This is a genomic window from Aquificaceae bacterium (genome assembly GCA_037481935.1).
In the GTDB taxonomy this organism is placed as follows: domain Bacteria; phylum Aquificota; class Aquificia; order Aquificales; family Aquificaceae; genus Pampinifervens.
Genome location: JBBFKQ010000004.1, coordinates 16,686 through 34,295, shown reverse-complemented (window position 1 = coordinate 34,295; position 17,610 = coordinate 16,686). Strand labels below are relative to the sequence as shown.

Below are 17,610 nucleotides of genomic sequence, written 5' to 3'. Positions count from 1 at the left end.
GTATAATAAACACTGGAGGGTTGATATGAAAAAGGGGGTTTTATTCCTGTGTCTATCAGCAACAATCTTAAGCTCCTGCACTCCAGTGGTTCGTCAGGCAACCATACCCAGGGCAGAGCATAATGTAAGCCTTGTCCAGAGGGGGAGCTTTTACTTCTCGGAGGAAGAGGAAAGGTTTATAAGGGAGGAGGCAAAAGCTCTCGGCATACCCATACCGGACAGAGAAGAAATAAGAAGGTTTATGGACTATTACCTGAGCAACAAAAGGTTCTTTGAGCTTACCCTCCAGAGGGCAAACTACTACATGCCCCTCATAAGACCAATAGTGCAGAGGCATGGTCTTCCTGAAGAACTAGCCCTTCTTCCAGTCATAGAAAGTGCCTTTAACAATTTTGCTGTGTCAAGGTCCGGGGCTGCCGGACTCTGGCAGTTTATACCTTCCACTGCAAGGAGGTATGGGCTCAGGGTAGACCAGTATGTGGATGAAAGGTTTGACGTTCTGAAGGCCACAGATGCTGCCATGAGGTATCTCAAGGACCTCTACGGTATGTTTGGAAGCTGGGAGCTTGCCCTTGCCAGCTACAATTGTGGTGAGAACTGTGTGGCGAGAAGAACTGGCGGTGTTGACTTCTGGGTAACCCAGCGTTTTCTGCCAGAGGAGACCAGAAATTACGTTCCCGCCTTTTTTGCAGTGCTCCTCCTCGCAAGAGACCCTGAAAAGTACGGGCTTTCTGTCAGGGTTGAAGGTATGGAAATAGACAGGCGGCTTGTGGAGAAAGACACTGCAGTTGAGGAAGTTCTATTAAGAAAAGGTGTAAGGGAAAGCACCTTCAGAGACCTCAATCCTCATATAAGAACCGGGATTATACCTGCAGGCACATATGTTTACATACCCAGGGAACAGAACTCAGCGGAAAGGGTTGAAAGGCTGCCAAACGGAGCAAAACTTATCATCAAGTAATGACAGAATGCTTTGTGCTTGCAGGTGGTCTCAGCAAACGCTTTGGTGAAGACAAGCTGCTATACCAGATTGGTGGAAAGAAGGTAATAGAATACACTGTTGATGCCCTCAGAGGTTTTTGCGAAAGGCTTTGCCTTGTGACTAAGGATAGAGAAAAGTTTTCCTTCTTAAAGGATGTGGAAATACTGGAGGATAAAATTGCAAAACAGCTCGCTCTTGCTGGTGTATACACAGCACTGGAAAATCTCAGAGGGGATAGAGCCCTGATACTGGCTGGAGACATGCCCATGATAAAGAGGGAGGTTGTCCAGCTTCTGCTGGAAAGGGCAGAACCACCTATAACCCTTTTCAGGATAGGTGGAAAGCTCTATCCTCTTTTTGCGGTATACTACAGGCAAGTTTTGCCAGAGCTAAGGGTCTACCTCAACTCTGGAGGTGAGAAGGTTGTGGATTTCGTGGAAAGGTTTACTCGCAAGGAACTTACCGAGAGGGAAGTGATTGGACTTGACCCAGAGCTCCTTTCCTTCCTGAACATGAACACGAAGACAGATGCTGAGTATATATTAAAGACTTATGGTGGAAAAAACTTTGAAGGTTGAGGGTATGACCTGTCAGCACTGTGTGGAGACTGTAAAGAGGGCAATCTACTCCCTTGAAGGTGTATCCCATGTGGAGGTCACTCTTCAGGAAGGGAAGGTGCAGGTCCGTATGGAGGAAGAAATCCCCTTCCACACGCTAAAGTCTGCAATAGAGGAGTGGGGCTACAGGGTGGTCGGTGAGGTTTGAAGAGTTCAGGGCAGAAGTGGAAGGTCTTGAGCTCTTCAACAGAGGGTGGAGGGGTTATATCTACAGGGGTGTGTGGAAGGGGGAAAGAGTTGCTATAAAGGTGGCAAGGGACAGGGAAAGAGTGTATGCCATTAAAAAGGAATGTGAGATACTCAGAAGACTGCTGGGAATGAAAGGGTTTCCCCAGCTCCTCTACTGCGGGGAGGAATTTATAGTCTATACCTTTATAGAAGGAGTTCCCATAGAAAAAAAGAAACTCACAATTCAGGAGAAGGTGGATATATACCTCAGGATACTTGAACTAATAAAGATTCTTGACTCCCTCGGTATAAACAAAGAGGAGCTTCAGAGGCTTGACAAAAACACCCTCATAGGAGAAGACGGGAATGTTTATCTGCTTGACTTTGAAAGGGGAAGCCCAGAAGCAAAAAAGCTACACAACCTCACTCAGTTTCTTCAACTGCTTGTCAGGGAAGGCTTCCTTCAGAGGGAAAGGGCAAAGGAGCTTGGTATGAGATATTCAGGGGGTGAGAAGGTCTATGATGAGGTTGCTCAGGCTCTACGGGCTTTTACTTGAGCTTTACGGTCCTCAAAAATGGTGGCCTGTGGACATTCAATACCACAAACTCAAGGGCACGGACCCGAGGGATGAGGTCATAATAGGGGCTGTGCTTACACAGAACACAAGCTGGAAGAACGTGGAGAAGTCTTTAGAAAACCTGAAAAGGGAGGGTGAGCTGTCTCTTCGGTTTATAAGGAATGCCAGGATTGAGAAGCTCAGAGAACTCATAAGACCCTCCGGTTTCTACCATCAGAAGGCAGAGAGACTAAAGGCGGTGGCAGAGTTTATAAATCCAACGGACATGGTAAGAGAGGTATCAAGGGAGGGGCTTTTAAAGGTCAAAGGAATAGGACCTGAAACTGCAGATGCCATACTTCTCTATGCAGGTGAAAGATTGAGTTTCGTGGTGGACAAATACACACAGAGGTTTATGAAAAGGCTTATGGGAGTTGATGGAAATTACCACAGCCTCAAGAGTTTCTTTGAGTCAAACCTCCCCCAGGACCTTGAAGTCTATAGAGAATTCCACGCCCTCATAGACGAGCACGCAAAGAGGTATTGCAGGAGCAACCCCCTGTGTAGGGAGTGCCCCCTGAAGGACAAATGCATCAGTGCAAGCCCATCCTCTTGAGAATTTTTCCTCTCCATAACCACAGAAGGACACCCATAACCACAAGGTAGGCTATTGTTCCCACACCCATAAGAACCCTCTTGTTTTTCTCCTCAGGAGAGGGCTCGGATACAGACTTGAGATAGGCGATTATCTTTGCAGTTTCCTCTGGTCTTCCTGCCATGACCGGGGGCATGGATGTTCCCGGAAGCACCTTCTGAGGCTCAAGGGTAAAGTTGAATAAGTATTCCTTACCCTTGACAAGATACATGGTGGAAAGGTCTGGAGGAACCTTACCGAATGACTCTTTCAATGCCATGAGGTCTTCATGGAATACCGCCTCATATACATCTCTTGGCAGAACCTTTCCATACTTTTCCTGTAGCGTTTTGAGTTTTGGGTTCGCCTGCACAGAGCTTATGTAAACCGCATCATATCTGACAGAATGGCATGCCTGACAGTTCTGCTCAAATAGCTGTTTACCCTCCTTTGCGTAGCTCTTCACATCACTTGCTATCTTTGCATACTGAGAGGGCATCTCGTAAGTTTCACGATGGGCAAAAATGTTGTTAATCCATATTATGTAAAAAAACAGCACTATGATAACCGTAAAAAAGATGGTCTTAATCATTGCTTCTCACCTCCTCTTGCTTTATACCATCCCCACTCTATGATGGATATGATGGGGAGAGAAAGGAAGAAGGCAAAGAGTCCTGCGGTAAACACGAGGCCAAGCATGGCGTTGGTGGGTGTGGGAGGCATGGTCCCCAGTATAGTAAGAGCCATGGAGGATATTACCAGCACAATAAACATTATGAAAAAGAGAGGTCTGTTCCTCGCACTCTTTAGTGGTGAAAAGTCAAGGAAGGGCAGTATAAGTAAGAAGACAAGGGAAAGATTGAAGGCCACAAAACCGAGGAACTTGTCAGGTATGGACCTGAATATGGTATAGTATGCCAGCAAATACCACTCAGGAGCTATGTGGGCTGGTGTTTTGAAGGGGTCTGCAGGGTCATAGTTGTCTGGTGGCAGGAAGTGGTGCATGTAGAAGAAGACAAAGAAGAAAAACACCGCAAGGTAGCCCATTATGTAGGCACCCTCCTTGAGGGTCATGTAAGGATGGAAGGGGACACCTTCTTTTTTCTTGTCTATCTCTCTTCCCTCTGGATTGGATATACCCGCTGCACGCACTAGATAGAGGTGTATGCTTACAAGAAGGAGAAGTATGAGGGGCAGGAGCCATATATGAAGACCGAAGAACCTTCCGAGGGTTATCTGACCTATTTCATAACCTCCCTTCATCCATATGGATATGGTCTCTCCTATTTTGAGATGACCTATGAGAGGTGCAGAGTCTATTGAAGTAGGAATCTCTGCGGTAACCACCATGCCCCAGTAAGAAAGCTGTCCCCAGGGGAGGAGGTATCCGGTAAGAGCTGTTACAAGGAGAACAAAGTAAATGAGCCATCCCACAATCCAGGTAAGTTCCCTCGGCTTCTTGTAAGCATTATAGTATATGCCAGTGAATATATGGAGGTAGACTACCGCAAGGAAGAAGTTTGCACCCGCGGCGTGCACGTGCCTTATGAGCCACATGAAAGGCACTTCTTTCATTATGGTGTAGTTGGCACTGTCAAAAGCGGTATGAACGTTTGGCTGATAATACATGGTAAGGAATATGCCAGAAATGACCTGAATGGCAAAGGCCACTATTGCCATAATCCCAAAAGCGTAGGGGAAGGTGAGGTTTTTGGGCACTTTGTAGTCCACCATCTGAGACTGCCAAAGCTCAGAAAGGTGCGCCCTTTCATCAATCCATCTGCCAATCCTTCCAAGCATCTTCACACCTCCTTATGTAAGTTCCTTGACAAAGCCTGCTTCACCTATAACAAGCTTGTTGCCATCCCTCTTTTGCGGAGGCACGTGAAGTGGTCTTGGCGGAGGACCGGCTATGTTATCTCCCCACGGTGAATAGAAACCTCCGTGACAGGGACAGTGAAAAACAGGGTAGTTAAACTCAGCCTCACCCTGAGGCTTCCAGAGAGGAACACAGCCAAGGTGGGTGCATACCGCTATGAGAGCGTATGCCTCCTGACCCTGAAGTAGTCTGGCATTGACCTCCTCCTTTGCCTTACCGGTCCACTGGAAGCCCTGTGGGAGCTTGACCACAAAGACAGGCTTGCCCTTCCAGGATACAACCCTGACCTGCCCTTCTGGGATGGAAGCCACATCCACCTCCACCATGGCACCCGCAAGTGAGGCAGCGCTTGGTGCAAGAGTCTTGACTATTGGATACAGGACTCCAAGGACTCCCACAACTCCGAGACCGCCTATGGCAAGACCCATAAGGTCCCTTCTTGAAGTTTCCATGACTTTACCTCCTGACATAGTTCATAACATTTTAATTATATCAGAAGGAATTATAAAGGACAAAAGGAGTTTTTTGTAATTTTATTTGACATGTCTAACATTTTGCTTATATAATTATAAGCTATTACTTATAAAACTCAGGAGGTTGTGTTATGAGCAAGCATGTGGTGATAATCGGCGGTGGGATAGGTGGAATAGCCACCGCCTACGACCTCAAAAAGTTAGACAAAAGCCTGAAGGTCACCATCATATCGGGAAGACCCTACTTCGGCTTCACTCCTTCCTGGCCCCACCTCGCTCTGGGCTGGAGGAAGTTCGAGGACATAAGTGTCCCCCTTGCAGGACTCCTTCCAAAGCACGGCATAGACTTCATAAACGAGGATGCGGAGAGCATTGACCCTGAAGCCAACAGGGTAAAGACAAAGGGTGGTAAGGTTGTAGAGTATGACTATCTGGTCATAGCCACAGGTCCAAAGCTTGTCTTTGGCGCAGAGGGTCAGGAGCAGAACTCCACCTCTGTGTGCACTGCAGAGCACGCCATGGAGCTCAACAAAAGGCTTGAAGAGTTCTACAGAAACCCGGGACCTGTGGTGGTGGGTGCCATACCGGGCGTGAGCTGTTTCGGTCCGGCTTACGAATTTGCCTTCATGCTCCATCATGAACTCAAAAAGAGAGGCATAAGGCATAAGGTGCCCATAACCTACATTACATCAGAACCTTACGTGGGTCATATGGGGCTTGGTGGTGTCGGACCCTCCAGAAGGCTCATGGAAGATGTAATGGCAGAAAGGAGCATAAAGTGGGTTGCCAACGTGAAGATAACAAAGGTTGAGCCGGACAGGGTAATATACGAAGACCTTGAGGGCAAGACCTATGAGGCACCTGCAAAACTCTCCATGATTATGCCAAGGTTTATGGGTCCCGAAGTAGTTCAGTCTGCAGGTGAAAAGGTGGCAAACCCAGCCAACAAGATGGTCATAGTCAACAGATGCTTTCAGAACCCCACATACAGGAATATCTTTGGAGTAGGAGTGGTCACTGCCATACCTCCTGTGGAGCAAACACCCATACCCACAGGTGCACCCAAGACTGGTATGATGATAGAGCAGATGGCTCTTGCGGTTGCTCACAACATAATCAACGACATAAGGAACAATCCAGACAGATACGCTCCTGAGCTGTCTGCCATATGCATAGCGGATATGGGTGGCGATGCCATGGGCTTCTTCGCTTCTCCTGTGCTTCCTCCCAGGTCAACGGTGCTTTACAGGAAAGGTGCCATAATGCACTACATCAAGTCAGCCTTTGAAAAATACTTTTTGTGGAAGGTAAAACACGGGGACGTGGCGCCGTGGTTTGAAGAAAAGGGGCTTGAATTCCTTCTGAAGATTCACCCAATTCACCTGTGCTCTGACTGTTCCGGTTCACCAGGGTCTGCCTGCTAGTCTCTGTTCAGATATGCGAGGGAGGTTCCCGCTCCTCCCTCCTTTGGATACCCCTCCCTGTGGAAAACCACAAGGGGTGAAGAAGAGAGAAATTCCTGAACAGCTCTCTTCAGAGTCCCATAACCATGTATTATCTTTACAGCCTTCAGACCCATGCTGTGGGCTTCCTGAAGAAAAAGTTCAAGTTTGGTGATTGCTTCCTCCACGCTAAAGCCTGTCAGGTTTATCTCCGATGGTGAACTTCTCTTTATCTCAAAAACCTTCTCCGGTTGCTGCTCTTCTGGAGGTGGTTCGGTCTTTCTTAGCTCTGAGAGCTTCACCCATGCCCTTACACCACCAGCCAGAAGGCAGGCTTTTCCCTCCCTTATTTCAAGCACTCTACCCTTTGAGCCAAATATCTCCACCCAGTCTCCAACCTCTATGGTTTCCTCCCTTTCCTTTTTGTAGGCTTCCTCTACCTTCTCCCTGAACAGCTCCCTGAGCTTCTGCCTGTCTTTTAGACTTCTCATGTGCTTTTCTGCCTCATGGAGAAACTCCTCAAAACGCTCCTTTACATCCTCTATGGCTCTTCTTATCTCCTGCTTCTTTCTGCTTTCAAGCTCCCTAAGCATGGCTTCCTGCTCCGCTATCATTTTTTCAAGTCTTTCTCTCTCCTCCTGCAGTTCCCTTAGCTTTTCCTGATACTCCCTTATATAACTTTCAAGCATTTCTCTTGCGGTAAAATACTCCTCAAAGCCTGCAGGAAGAAATCTTCTTGCCTTCTGTATCAGCTCCTCCGGCATACCACACTTCTGGGCTACAAAAAGTGCCATGCTTTCCCCCACCGCATCGTATACTATCCTGTAAAGAGGCTTCAGGCTTTCTCTGTCAAAAAGCGTGCTTGCTGGCGTGTAGTAGTCAGAGTTGAGGGCATACACCTTTATGGGTGTGTGATGGGTGTTAACAAGCACAAAGGCCATTTTCTCCCTTAGATATTCCAGAACTGCAACTCCAAGGGCTGAACCTTCTACGGGGTCAGTTCCAGCACCCAGCTCATCAAGAAGCACCAGGGTGTTTTCCTTCACATGGGGCAGGAACTCAGCAATGTTGACCATGTGAGAGGAAAAGGTGGAGAGGCTCTGCTCTATGCTCTGCTCGTCCCCCACGTCCACAAAGACATTTTCAAAAACTGGTAGTGTGCCCTCCTGCAAAGGTATGGGTATGCCAGACTGGAAAAGAAGACAGCAAAGGCCAAGAGTTTTCAGGGCCACAGTTTTACCACCCGTATTTGGTCCTGTTAACACAAGCCCTCTTTTGCCCTTTATGACTATATCAAGAGGAACCACATCCTCCTTCAGAAACACCAGAAGCGGATGTTTCACCCCCAGAAGCTCCACATGCTGACCCATGGAGGGGAACCTTCCTCCATATGCTCTGGAAAACTGAGAAACAGAATTCAGATAATCTACCTTCACAAGAGTTCTGAAGGCCTCCATAAGCCTCTGGGACTGCTCACCAATCATGGAAGAGAGTTTTTTCAGTATCCTTCTTACCTCCTCCTCTTCTTCATCTCGTAGGGTTGTAAGCCTGTTGTTTAGCTCAATTACGCTCTGAGGCTCCACATATGTGGTAAAGCCAGAGGAGGAGGTCCCGTGCACTACACCGACCACTTTCTTGACCTCTGTGGTCTTTACTGGCAACACATACCTGCCATTTTTGTAGGCAACGAATTTGTCAGAAAAGACCCTGTCAGCATCTGGTCTTGAGAAGACAGCTTCAAGCCTCTTAAGCACCTCCTTTTCTGTATCCCTTATCCTCTGCCTTATCTCCCTAAGATTCTCGCTTGCAGAGTCTTTTACAAAGCCCCGCGGGTCTATAACAGACTCAATCATGTTCTCAAGGCTGCTAAAAAGATGGAGCCCCTTTGTAAGCCTGGTAAGGCTCCTGTATGTCTGAACCATTTCCCCGAGAACTTTTCTGAGCTCCCTTATAAGCCTTATCACCTTAAGAAGTGCAAGGGCTTCATCCACTGTTATGGCATAATCCTTTATGGAAGTCCTCTTTATAAGTTCTTCCACATCCTCAAAGTTGTATAGATTTACTCTGTTGGAAACTTTCATAAAGTCTTCCACAAGGCTCAATTTTTCTTTCAGCGAATCCCTGTCGCTTGTGGGCCTTATCTGGTCAATGAACCTCTCTGTTGCCTTTGAATGAGCATAGGTCTTTATCCTGTCCAGAACATGAAAAAACTCAAGCCTTATAAGGTCTCTTTCTCTCATCAATAGAATATTTTAGTAACTCTCCTCCTGCCAGAACTCGGTTCTGAACCTTACAACCCTGTTCCTGCCCGCCTGCTTTGCCCTGTAAAGAGAAACATCTGCAAACTTTATGCACTGCCATATTTTATCAGAGTCATGGGGAAATTCAGCAACACCTATGCTAACGGTCTTTTTCAGCACAATCCCTGGTGCCTCTATGGTGTGGTTTTCTATAGCCCTTCTTATCTTCTCAGCCACCTCTTCAGACTTACCAGGCTGCACGTCTACCAGAAGCACCATAAACTCCTCTCCACCGTATCTTATCACCATGTCTGCCTCTCTCACAGATTTTTGTATTTGATGGGCAACCTCTCTGAGAACTCTATCCCCCACATCATGACCGTATCTATCGTTGACCTCTTTGAAGTAATCCACATCCACCATGAGAATGCCCAGAGCTGTCCCACGCCTTCTTGTCTGGGCAACCAGCTTATCAATCGTCTCCTCAAGGAACCTCCTGTTGTATAGCCCTGTAAGCTGGTCTCTGAATGACTGCTCTCTGAGCATGTCCATGTAGGTTCTTGCCTCAAGCACTGGCGCCGCCTCATTGAGATAGCCCTTTATGTATGGTATTAACAGGTTTATAAAGGGCTCCATCTCAGGTTCGTAGATTAACTGCACCACATTGCCCACCGCACCACCCACGTATGCGGGTATGCAGTAGTAATGAAGTCTACCTTCTTTGCATGCCTGGTTATCTCCAAAGTTTGGGCATATGCAGGGAAACTCTCTTGAATCCACGCTGGTTCCTGTTCTTTTTGCCCTGCATTCCTCTGCATTTTCAAGTATAACCTCATTGCAGCGGCTTTTGGAACCTATGGCATAAACCAGACTCATCCTGTTTTTTGCCTGGTTCACTTCATACAGACAGAAGTTGTCAAGGCTCATGTAATCCTCCAGCACCTCCCTTATCCTCTCGTAAACGTCCTTCTTACGCCTGTCCTTTTCTATTACCCTCTTGAACTTATAGATGTTAAGAAGCTCGTCCACAATCTTTGAAGTGTCCGAAAGCACATTTCCAGTTTTCAACACCCCATAACCTATCATGCTCCTGACCTTCTCCTCAACAGAGTTCAGGGTATTGTGAAGGCTTTTGAAGGACTGGGATAATATCTCTTTCAGTGCACTGGCTTCATATCCTGGGTCTGTTTTTATTTCATATTTAAAGGAGCCCTCCCCCGCAGACTTCATAAATTGAGCAAGCTCATTTATAAAGCTACTTATCTTCGTTATAAAAAGATTCATAAAAAGTGCAACCGCGGCAAGGGCAAGCAGGAAAGCAACAGTAAGCACGGAGAGAACCTTTGCAGAAGCTGACCTTATGTGAGTCAGGTCCATGCTCAGACTTATGGCACCAAGGGTTTCACCTGGCTTAGCCCTGTGGCACTGAAGACAGTCTACCCCCTTTATAGGCTCTGCCCTGTAAGGTATAACTATTCTGTATTTAACTGAGGTGAGGGATTCCTCAAGATGCTCCATGGTCTTGCCTGTTTGGAGGACTGCCCTTTCCAGCTCATCCTTTGGCAGCTCAAACCTCATGCCACCTCCAAACTGCTCCACCACGCTCTTTGCCCTTATAACCCTTATCTCCTCCACCCCTTCTATCTCCCTTATTCTGCTAAGAAACTCATCCCTCCTGTTTATTACGCCCATGACCATAAAAGAGGTAAGTGTATCCCTGACCAGTTCAGATATTATGTATGCCCTCTGCTTGGACTCTCCAATAGCCTGAGATCTGAAGGTATAAAGCGTGGTTGCGAGTATAAGTAAAAAGGCAAGTAGCATTACACCTACAAGCCTTACAAGAATGGCTTTTTTCATAAACCCTCCTTGGTTAAAGATTATAAACTCTCATTCCTGGAGTTGACTTACATCATATTGCAAATTTTTCTCAATAGCTTATAATATTCAATAACAAAAACTTGATTAAGGAGGTAAGACATGGAAGCAGTTAAGGTTGGACAGAAGGTTCCAAATTTTGAGATGGAGGTGTATGACCCCAAAACTCTCGGCTTTGGGAAGGTTTCCCTGGAGGACCTTCTCAGGGAGAGGAAATGGACAGTGCTTTTTTTCTACCCTGCAGATTTTACCTTTGTATGTCCCACAGAGCTGGCAGACCTTGCAGAGCACTACGAAGAGCTCCAGAGGATGGGGGTTGAGGTAATATCCGTCTCAACGGACACCAAATACACCCATCTTGCATGGCAGAGAGCAGAAAAACTACTGGAGAATGTCAGATATCTCATGGGTGCAGACCCTACAGGAAAGGTCTCAAGGCTCTTTGGAGTCTACGATGAAAACACGGGGCTTGCCTTGAGGGGAACCTTTATAATCAACCCAGATGGTATACTTGTTGGCTCTGAAGTTAACTTCTACAACGTGGGAAGGAACGCAGAAGAACTGGTGCGCAAGATGAAGGCAAACGCATACCTGATGAGCCATCCCGATGAGGCCTGCCCTGCAAAGTGGAAAGAGGGTGAGAAAACCCTCAAGCCATCTCAGGAGCTTGTAGGGAGAGTTTACGAGGCTCTGCAGACTTGAAACTTCCCCCACTGGGGGGACTATATTTTTATATTCTATATGGAGGATAAGGTATGGAGCTGACACTGGATTTTCATACAGATAAGGTTTACGATGTAATTATAATTGGCGGTGGACCCGCAGGTGCCTCTGCGGCCATATACACCGCAAGAGCTGGCCTTTCAACCCTTGTGCTTTATAGGGCTGAGGCAGATGGAGCGCTTGGAGTGACGCAACAGATAGAGAACTACCCTGGTATAAGGGGTCCCTTATCTGGATATGAGCTTCTGAAGCTTATTCGTGAACATGCAAAAGCCTTTGGTGCAGAGTTTATAAGGGGTAAGGTAATAGCTACGGACCTGATGAATGATATAAAGAGAGTATATACCATAGATGGTAGAGAATTTAAGGGCAGGGCTGTGATAGTTGCATCGGGAGCTATGGAAAGGACGAACAAGTATAAAGGTGAGGAAGAATTCCTCGGTAAGGGTGTATCTTACTGTGGGGTCTGCGATGCAGCCTTTTTCAAAGACAGACCTGTGGCTGTAATAGGAGAGGATGACTACGCCCTTGAGGAAACTGAGTTTATAGCCCGTTTTGCAAGCAAGATTTACCTCGTTGTCCCTTCCAGCAGGATAAAGGCACCCCACGAGATGGTCTCTGAGATACAGTTCAACCCAAAGGTGGAAATACTCCTTCATCACAGGGTTGTGGAAATCTCAGGCACATCCCTTGTGGAGGGGCTGTGGGTTCAGAATATTACAACGAAGGAGAAAAGGCTCCTGCAGGTGGATGGTGTATTCATATTCCTGGGTGGTAACAAGCCCTCGGTGGACTTTCTTATGAACCAGGTGGAGATGAACGGAGAACACTGCATAGTGGTCAACGAAGAAATGATGACTTCAGTTCCCGGAGTATTTGCTGCGGGAGATGTGCTCTGCACCAACATAAAGCAGGCTGTGATAGCAGCGGCAGATGGTGTAAAAGCTGCCCTTGCTGTGGACAAATACCTGAACAAAAAAGCAAAGATTACCGCCCAGTGGTAGAGCTGGTTTATACTATTTTAGCCTATGGTAGATACTCAGAATATAAGAGAGAAGATACTCTCTTACCTTGACCCCGAAGTAAGAGAAGTTTACGATATAGGCAGCTATATCATATCTTCCGGTGGTAAGGGAGTAAGGCCTCTTCTTACCATAATGGTATGCGAAGCGCTGGGAGGTAATGTGGAGAGGGTTATTCCTCTCGCCGTGGGTATAGAGTATGTGCACATAGCTTCTCTGCTTCACGATGATGTGGTGGATGGGGCAGAAAGGAGGAGAGGCAAGAAGAGTGCCAACCTTATCTATGGCAATCAGGCATGTGTTCTGACAGGTGACTATATGTATGCAAAGGCTCTTTCTCTGTATTCACGCTTTGGAAACCTTCAGAGTATTGAAGTGCTCAGTGATGCAGTTATGAAGATGTCTCAGGGGCAGCTTTTAGAGCTCAGAAGCCTTGGCAGGCTTATTGATGAGGAAACATACATGAGGATAATAGACTATAAGACCGGGGCCCTTTTTGGAGCATGCATGGCAGTGGGTGCTCTTATGGCAGACAGAAAAGATTACTGGGATTTTTACCAGATGGGGCTTATAGTCGGCAGAGCCTTTCAGCTAATTGACGATGCTCTGGACTATGCGGGCAGTGAAGAAAAACTGGGAAAGCCAGTGGGTTCTGACCTTGCAGAGGGTAAATGCACCTATCCCCTTCTGTGCGTGCTCCCTGAACTGAAAGAGGAGGAAAGGGTGCTTTTTTACGATGGTGGGCACGAGAAACTAAGAACACTCGTTTTGAGACACGGCGGGGTTGAAAAAACAAGAGAGAGGGCTGCAACTGAAATTGAGAAGGTCTTACACTTCATAAGGGGCTTTGATGCCTCCGGCGGCATAGAGAACCTGATACTGAAACTAATACACAGAGAAAGCTAAGCTCCATAACTTTCCTTAAACCTCTTCAGGTTGACAAGACCCTCTGCAAGTTTATTTCTAAACACCTCTCCCAGTGCTATAAGATGTTCAAGAATCCTGAGGCATTCCTGAGCAGTCTGGAGGTCCAGATTCTCCATATGCTCCTGATTTATACTGCTCAGCGTTTCTATCAGTTTATCCCAGTCTTCCTGCTGGAGATAGACTTCACACCGCAGGAGCAGTTGCTTCAGGTCTTCCATATACTTTCTTCTCCACTTCTTCCCAGCTTTCTTTGAGCTCTGTAAGTATCTTTATCATTTTGCGGAGCGTCTGAGGTTCATCACCTTCCACAGTAATCCTCACAAGGTCATTTATAAGAGCCTGATACACTTCATGGAGGCTCCTTGCTATATCTCCTCCCTGTTCCATATTGAGGGTTGCATCAAGAACAGTAAGTATCTCCGTAGCCCTGCCCATGGATTCATACTTTCTTTTCATATCTTCAGCCCCTGCAGAACCCCTTTCCATAAGCTCCGTAGCTTCATCAAGACATGAAATCGCCTTCTCATACAGAAGAATGACCTGCCTTACGGGGTTTGCGGTCAAAACCATGTTCTCAAGGTATGCGTTAATCATCTCTTACCTCCCTGCATTTCTGAAAGGCTGACTATAAAGGTCTGCAGTCTTGCCATTATATCCTGAGCCCGGTTCATAAAGGCTTCAACCTTTGCATACTCAAGCCTGAGCCTTTCCTCTTCCCTTACCAGTTGCTGCCCCAATTCCTGAGCCCTTGTGTTTATGGCGTCCAGTCTGCTCTGAAGGTCGTTATTGAAAGTCTGAAGGGTTGTGGAAGTTCTCAGGGCGTAGCCTCCCATTGTATTTTTGAGTTCTGTGAGAATCTCCCCGAGCCTCTGAGGGTCTGAGCTCGCTAAAGAGTTAACCCCAGAACTGTTCACCTCAAGGGTGCCGTCCTCCTTTATGTTTATAAGGTCGTTGGCAAAAAGCCCATCAAGCATCCTTGAAAGCTCGGTCTTTATACCCACTATGGAGTAGTCGCCCTGAAAGAGTGCATCCTTACCGGTTAGCTTGTTAACCTGAGATATAACAACGTTGTAGCCTTTAACAAAGTCCTCCAGAAATCTGGAAACTGCTGAATAGTCGTCGCTCACGGAAACCGTGGCATCACCCACCCTTTTTACCTCCAAGCTCAGACCACTCACAAGGTTTTCAAACCTGTTGCCGGGGCTTGTGAGGATGCTGGAGCCTATGCTTATACTGGCATTCCGGGCATTCTGAAGTGGATTGCTAGTATCAAGGCTCCAGGCGTTTCCATTTATGATGGGTGGGGTGTTGAAAGATATGACTGTGCTTCCGGAGGCTGTCTCAGCAGTTGAAAAGGATTCATCCTTTTCAGACAGCATCAATCTGTATTGTGAACCATCATAAAATATGCTGGCAACTATCTTGTCACCGGCAGCTTGGTTTATAGCGTTTATCAGGTCTGAAAGTCTGCCAAAGCCTGCCTGCACATCAAAGTAAAGGGTTGAACTTCCCGCGTTGTAAGCTATCTGAAAGTCACTCCAGCTCATGGGTGTGTTCAGGTCTGAAATGCCCTGCTGTGTAATAAGAACCTCCTTCTGGGCAAGCTGGTTTACAGAGATATTCAGAGTTATGTTGGGTGCATTTTCTGTAGCTGTTGCTGTCAATATTGAACTGTCTGAGGAAGTAGCCCTTTTGCTCTTAAAAAGGTCATTCACATTAAGAGTTTCAAAAAGCCCTGACAGGTCCGATACAGCACTGGATAGACCCTGAAGGGCAGACTGCCTTGCCTGCACCTGCTGGGCCTCCTGAGAGAGCCTCTGTATGGGAATAGATTTTAACCTTATTATCTGGTCCACTATGGAGCCCCAGTCAAACCTGCCTGTCAAGTTGTTAAAGTATATTTCCCCGGCCAAAGCTCATACCTCCTTCTGTAAAAGTATACCAAGCATCTGGTCAATCTTTTTCATCAGGTCAAGAAGGTAGTCAGGGGGTATCTGACGAATCACCCTGTTGGTGTCCTTCTCTATTATCTTGGCAACGGGTATTTCAAGCTCCGTGTCTATGTCTATTTTTAAATACTTGCTGAGCATGTCAAACTTTCTTTTCACTTCCTCAAGTAATCTCCGAAGCTCTTCAGACTTCATGCTTATGTTTTCCTGAGCCTCCTGTTGTGCCTGCTGAACTTCCCTTTCCACCTCCTTTCTCATACCCTCAAGTGCTCCATCCTGAACCTGCCTCTGGGCAACCATCTGAGGCCCGGCATTCACCTGTTGCTCAACAGGTCCTATTTTCATTTCTCCCCTCACTTAAAAAGGGGGGAGGTGGAACCTCCCCGTATATTTATTACCTGAGGAGCTGGAGCACAAGCTGAGGAAGCTGGTTTGCCTGTGCAAGCATCGCCATGGAGGACTGCATCTTTATCTGGAGCTTGGTGAAGTTGGTCATCTCCTCTGCGTAGTCTGTGTTCCTTATCACGTTCTCAGCCTCTCTGGTGTTGTCAAGGGCTACCTTCTGAGAGTCGTATATGGACTGCAGGTTGTTCATGACCGCACCGATCTGGGCTCTAATGGTGTCCACACGCTGAAGGGCTTTTTTGACTATGAGCATGGACTCCTCCGCCTGCTCGTTGGTAAGAACGCTCACAGCATACAGGTTCTTAGCGTTGGCATTGCCTCCAGTGGCAACGTTGAAGTTGAAACCTGAAGTTGCAGTTGAAACTCCGTTGTAATCCAGCTTATAAGTCTCAACGCCGGCTATGTCTATAGTGCCTACGTCAATGTAGAAGGCATAATTACTTGTTGTTGTAAAGTTAACAGTTCCTGCGTTTTCAAGTACCTGACCCAAGTTTACATTGACAGTTGCAGTGCTTGGAAGTCCAGTAGCTGATATGCTTGTTCTGACCGCAATAGTTTCTCCCTTGTTTGTCTCAAGAAAGAGTCTGTTATTTACAACCTTGGCGCTTACAGGAGCATTGGCTCCAGAAGCTGCTGTATTTATAGCGTCAGCAAGCTGTTGCACGCTTGTTATGTTGCTGTTGATAGTTACTGTAAAGTTTGCGCTTCCAGCAGCATTAACGTTACCTATGTAGAATTCTAAGGTGACAGAGTCAACAGTTCCAGCAGTTCCGACTATCTGTACAAAATTGGCAAACCCAGCATAGTTTGCACTTGCATGGTTTGTGTTCTTTGCCACTGCCTCAACGCCAAGAGCCTGAAGGGCTTTGTTACTGTTTATGTTTTCGGCAAGAGTTTTTGCATCCACAAACCTCTGCACTCCATCATAAGCAAGCACCCTGATGCCCGCTATGTCAACATAGTCTCCTGAATCAACAAGCCAGTTCGATGAAGTACTAAGAAGATCAACAAATGTTCCAGCAGTCACAGCATTAGCACTACTTGTATACCTTGCACCCTGACCTTTAACCATGAAGGCACCTATATCATTGGGCAAAACGCTCTTAATGTCAATTTCCAGTATCTGGTCTTTTCTTGCTCCATAGTGAATTGCCCTGCCGGCAAAGGTTCCATCAAGGAGCTTTATGCCGTTGTATTCGGTGTCTGTGCCTATTTTCTTGATGGCATCAATGAAGTTGTCAATCTCTCTCTGAAGACTCGCCCTCGCATTGGGGTCGTTTATGTCGTTTGCCGCACGCACTGTCCTCTTGTAAATCTCGTTGAGCCTGTTGAATATCTGTCCTGCAGAGCTCTCGGCAATTCTCAAGGCAGAAAGACCTGTCTGGATGTTCCTGTTGCCTTCCTCAAGACCAGAGCCAACCACCATGAGCTGGTCTGCGATGAACAGACCTGCGGAGTCATCCGCAGCGTTGAGTATTCTCATACCCGTTGAGAGCCTGAGTAGAGACTTGTTCATCTCCCTCTCGTTGGAAAGGATGGCGGTATGGGTTGCTGCCGCTTCAAAGTTGAAGTTCACTCTCAGTGCCATGGTTTGCACCTCCTTTAAGGTTTGTTATGTGTTTTTATCGGATGGAAAGAGAAATTTTTAAGCCCCTAATACATGACTTCGTGCAACCTTTTTCAAGAGAGGCTTTACTGCAGAGCGAGTTGATAT

19 protein-coding genes are annotated in these 17,610 nt (G+C 46.8%); 9 read left to right on the top strand and 10 right to left on the bottom strand.

Annotated elements, in window-relative coordinates:
- Nucleotides 1-25 precede the first annotated feature (25 nt).
- From WHS43_04440 to WHS43_04420, 5 genes are read left to right on the top strand one after another with little or no spacing between them, the layout of a single operon-like run.
- A complete protein-coding gene (locus tag WHS43_04440) occupies nucleotides 26-961 on the top strand; it encodes a lytic transglycosylase domain-containing protein (protein ID MEJ5338886.1) in 936 nt (311 codons plus the stop codon).
- Nucleotides 961-1,560 (top strand): molybdenum cofactor guanylyltransferase MobA, encoded by a 600-nt coding sequence (mobA, locus tag WHS43_04435; protein MEJ5338885.1) that lies wholly within the window; start codon nucleotides 961-963, stop codon nucleotides 1,558-1,560. The genes WHS43_04440 and mobA overlap by 1 nt, the downstream gene beginning before the upstream one ends.
- On the top strand, nucleotides 1,535-1,747 hold the full coding sequence (locus WHS43_04430; protein ID MEJ5338884.1) for a copper ion binding protein: 213 nt from the start codon (nucleotides 1,535-1,537) through the stop codon (nucleotides 1,745-1,747). The genes mobA and WHS43_04430 overlap by 26 nt, the downstream gene beginning before the upstream one ends.
- Nucleotides 1,737-2,324: a hypothetical protein gene (locus WHS43_04425; GenBank protein MEJ5338883.1), complete on the top strand. Its 588-nt coding sequence runs from the start codon at nucleotides 1,737-1,739 to the stop codon at nucleotides 2,322-2,324. The genes WHS43_04430 and WHS43_04425 overlap by 11 nt, the downstream gene beginning before the upstream one ends.
- Nucleotides 2,290-2,940 carry an endonuclease III domain-containing protein gene (locus WHS43_04420; protein ID MEJ5338882.1) on the top strand — a complete coding sequence of 217 codons (651 nt, stop codon included), beginning with the start codon at nucleotides 2,290-2,292 and terminating at the stop codon, nucleotides 2,938-2,940. Before WHS43_04425 ends, WHS43_04420 begins: the two co-directional genes overlap by 35 nt.
- On the opposite strand, the gene WHS43_04415 is transcribed toward WHS43_04420, so the two are convergent.
- From WHS43_04415 to petA, 3 genes are read right to left on the bottom strand one after another with little or no spacing between them, the layout of a single operon-like run.
- Entirely contained in the window at nucleotides 2,918-3,550 is a 633-nt protein-coding gene (locus tag WHS43_04415; protein ID MEJ5338881.1) for a c-type cytochrome, read from the bottom strand. The two genes, WHS43_04420 and WHS43_04415, sit on opposite strands and share 23 nt — an antisense overlap.
- Nucleotides 3,547-4,758: a cytochrome bc complex cytochrome b subunit gene (locus WHS43_04410; protein MEJ5338880.1), complete on the bottom strand. Its 1,212-nt coding sequence runs from the start codon at nucleotides 4,756-4,758 to the stop codon at nucleotides 3,547-3,549. Before WHS43_04410 ends, WHS43_04415 begins: the two co-directional genes overlap by 4 nt.
- A 12-nt stretch (nucleotides 4,759-4,770) precedes the next feature.
- Entirely contained in the window at nucleotides 4,771-5,289 is a 519-nt protein-coding gene (petA, locus tag WHS43_04405; protein ID MEJ5338879.1) for a ubiquinol-cytochrome c reductase iron-sulfur subunit, read from the bottom strand.
- Between the two features lie 152 nt (nucleotides 5,290-5,441).
- Between petA and WHS43_04400 the strand changes: the two genes are divergently transcribed.
- A complete protein-coding gene (locus WHS43_04400) occupies nucleotides 5,442-6,734 on the top strand; it encodes an FAD-dependent oxidoreductase (GenBank protein MEJ5338878.1) in 1,293 nt (430 codons plus the stop codon).
- Here the strand turns inward: WHS43_04400 and WHS43_04395 are convergent.
- Both WHS43_04395 and WHS43_04390 read right to left on the bottom strand, forming a co-directional pair.
- On the bottom strand, nucleotides 6,731-8,992 hold the full coding sequence (locus WHS43_04395; GenBank protein MEJ5338877.1) for an endonuclease MutS2: 2,262 nt from the start codon (nucleotides 8,990-8,992) through the stop codon (nucleotides 6,731-6,733). The genes WHS43_04400 and WHS43_04395 overlap by 4 nt on opposite strands.
- A gap of 12 nt (nucleotides 8,993-9,004) precedes the next feature.
- On the bottom strand, nucleotides 9,005-10,852 hold the full coding sequence (locus WHS43_04390; protein MEJ5338876.1) for a GGDEF domain-containing protein: 1,848 nt from the start codon (nucleotides 10,850-10,852) through the stop codon (nucleotides 9,005-9,007).
- 120 nt (nucleotides 10,853-10,972) lie between these two features.
- Between WHS43_04390 and WHS43_04385 the strand changes: the two genes are divergently transcribed.
- From WHS43_04385 to WHS43_04375, 3 genes are read left to right on the top strand one after another with little or no spacing between them, the layout of a single operon-like run.
- Nucleotides 10,973-11,572, top strand: coding sequence for a redoxin domain-containing protein (locus tag WHS43_04385; GenBank protein ID MEJ5338875.1), 600 nt, complete (start codon nucleotides 10,973-10,975; stop codon nucleotides 11,570-11,572).
- A gap of 53 nt (nucleotides 11,573-11,625) precedes the next feature.
- Nucleotides 11,626-12,597 carry a thioredoxin-disulfide reductase gene (gene trxB / locus WHS43_04380; GenBank protein ID MEJ5338874.1) on the top strand — a complete coding sequence of 324 codons (972 nt, stop codon included), beginning with the start codon at nucleotides 11,626-11,628 and terminating at the stop codon, nucleotides 12,595-12,597.
- A 24-nt stretch (nucleotides 12,598-12,621) separates the two neighbouring features.
- Nucleotides 12,622-13,521 carry a polyprenyl synthetase family protein gene (locus WHS43_04375; GenBank protein ID MEJ5338873.1) on the top strand — a complete coding sequence of 300 codons (900 nt, stop codon included), beginning with the start codon at nucleotides 12,622-12,624 and terminating at the stop codon, nucleotides 13,519-13,521.
- Here WHS43_04375 and WHS43_04370 read toward each other — a convergent pair.
- Genes WHS43_04370 through WHS43_04350 form a run of 5 tightly spaced genes read right to left on the bottom strand, consistent with a single transcriptional unit; the run spans nucleotide 13,518 to nucleotide 17,484 of the window.
- The gene (locus WHS43_04370) at nucleotides 13,518-13,760 is read right to left on the bottom strand and encodes a hypothetical protein (GenBank protein MEJ5338872.1); all 243 of its coding nucleotides are present in this window, start codon (nucleotides 13,758-13,760) and stop codon (nucleotides 13,518-13,520) included. The two genes, WHS43_04375 and WHS43_04370, sit on opposite strands and share 4 nt — an antisense overlap.
- The gene (gene fliS, locus WHS43_04365) at nucleotides 13,726-14,136 is read right to left on the bottom strand and encodes a flagellar export chaperone FliS (GenBank protein MEJ5338871.1); all 411 of its coding nucleotides are present in this window, start codon (nucleotides 14,134-14,136) and stop codon (nucleotides 13,726-13,728) included. Before fliS ends, WHS43_04370 begins: the two co-directional genes overlap by 35 nt.
- Nucleotides 14,133-15,455 carry a flagellar filament capping protein FliD gene (gene fliD / locus WHS43_04360; protein MEJ5338870.1) on the bottom strand — a complete coding sequence of 441 codons (1,323 nt, stop codon included), beginning with the start codon at nucleotides 15,453-15,455 and terminating at the stop codon, nucleotides 14,133-14,135. The genes fliS and fliD overlap by 4 nt, the downstream gene beginning before the upstream one ends.
- Nucleotides 15,456-15,458: 3 nt before the next feature.
- Nucleotides 15,459-15,836 carry a flagellar protein FlaG gene (locus WHS43_04355; protein ID MEJ5338869.1) on the bottom strand — a complete coding sequence of 126 codons (378 nt, stop codon included), beginning with the start codon at nucleotides 15,834-15,836 and terminating at the stop codon, nucleotides 15,459-15,461.
- A gap of 49 nt (nucleotides 15,837-15,885) precedes the next feature.
- Nucleotides 15,886-17,484 carry a flagellin gene (locus WHS43_04350; GenBank protein ID MEJ5338868.1) on the bottom strand — a complete coding sequence of 533 codons (1,599 nt, stop codon included), beginning with the start codon at nucleotides 17,482-17,484 and terminating at the stop codon, nucleotides 15,886-15,888.
- Between the last annotated feature and the right edge of the window lie 126 nt (nucleotides 17,485-17,610).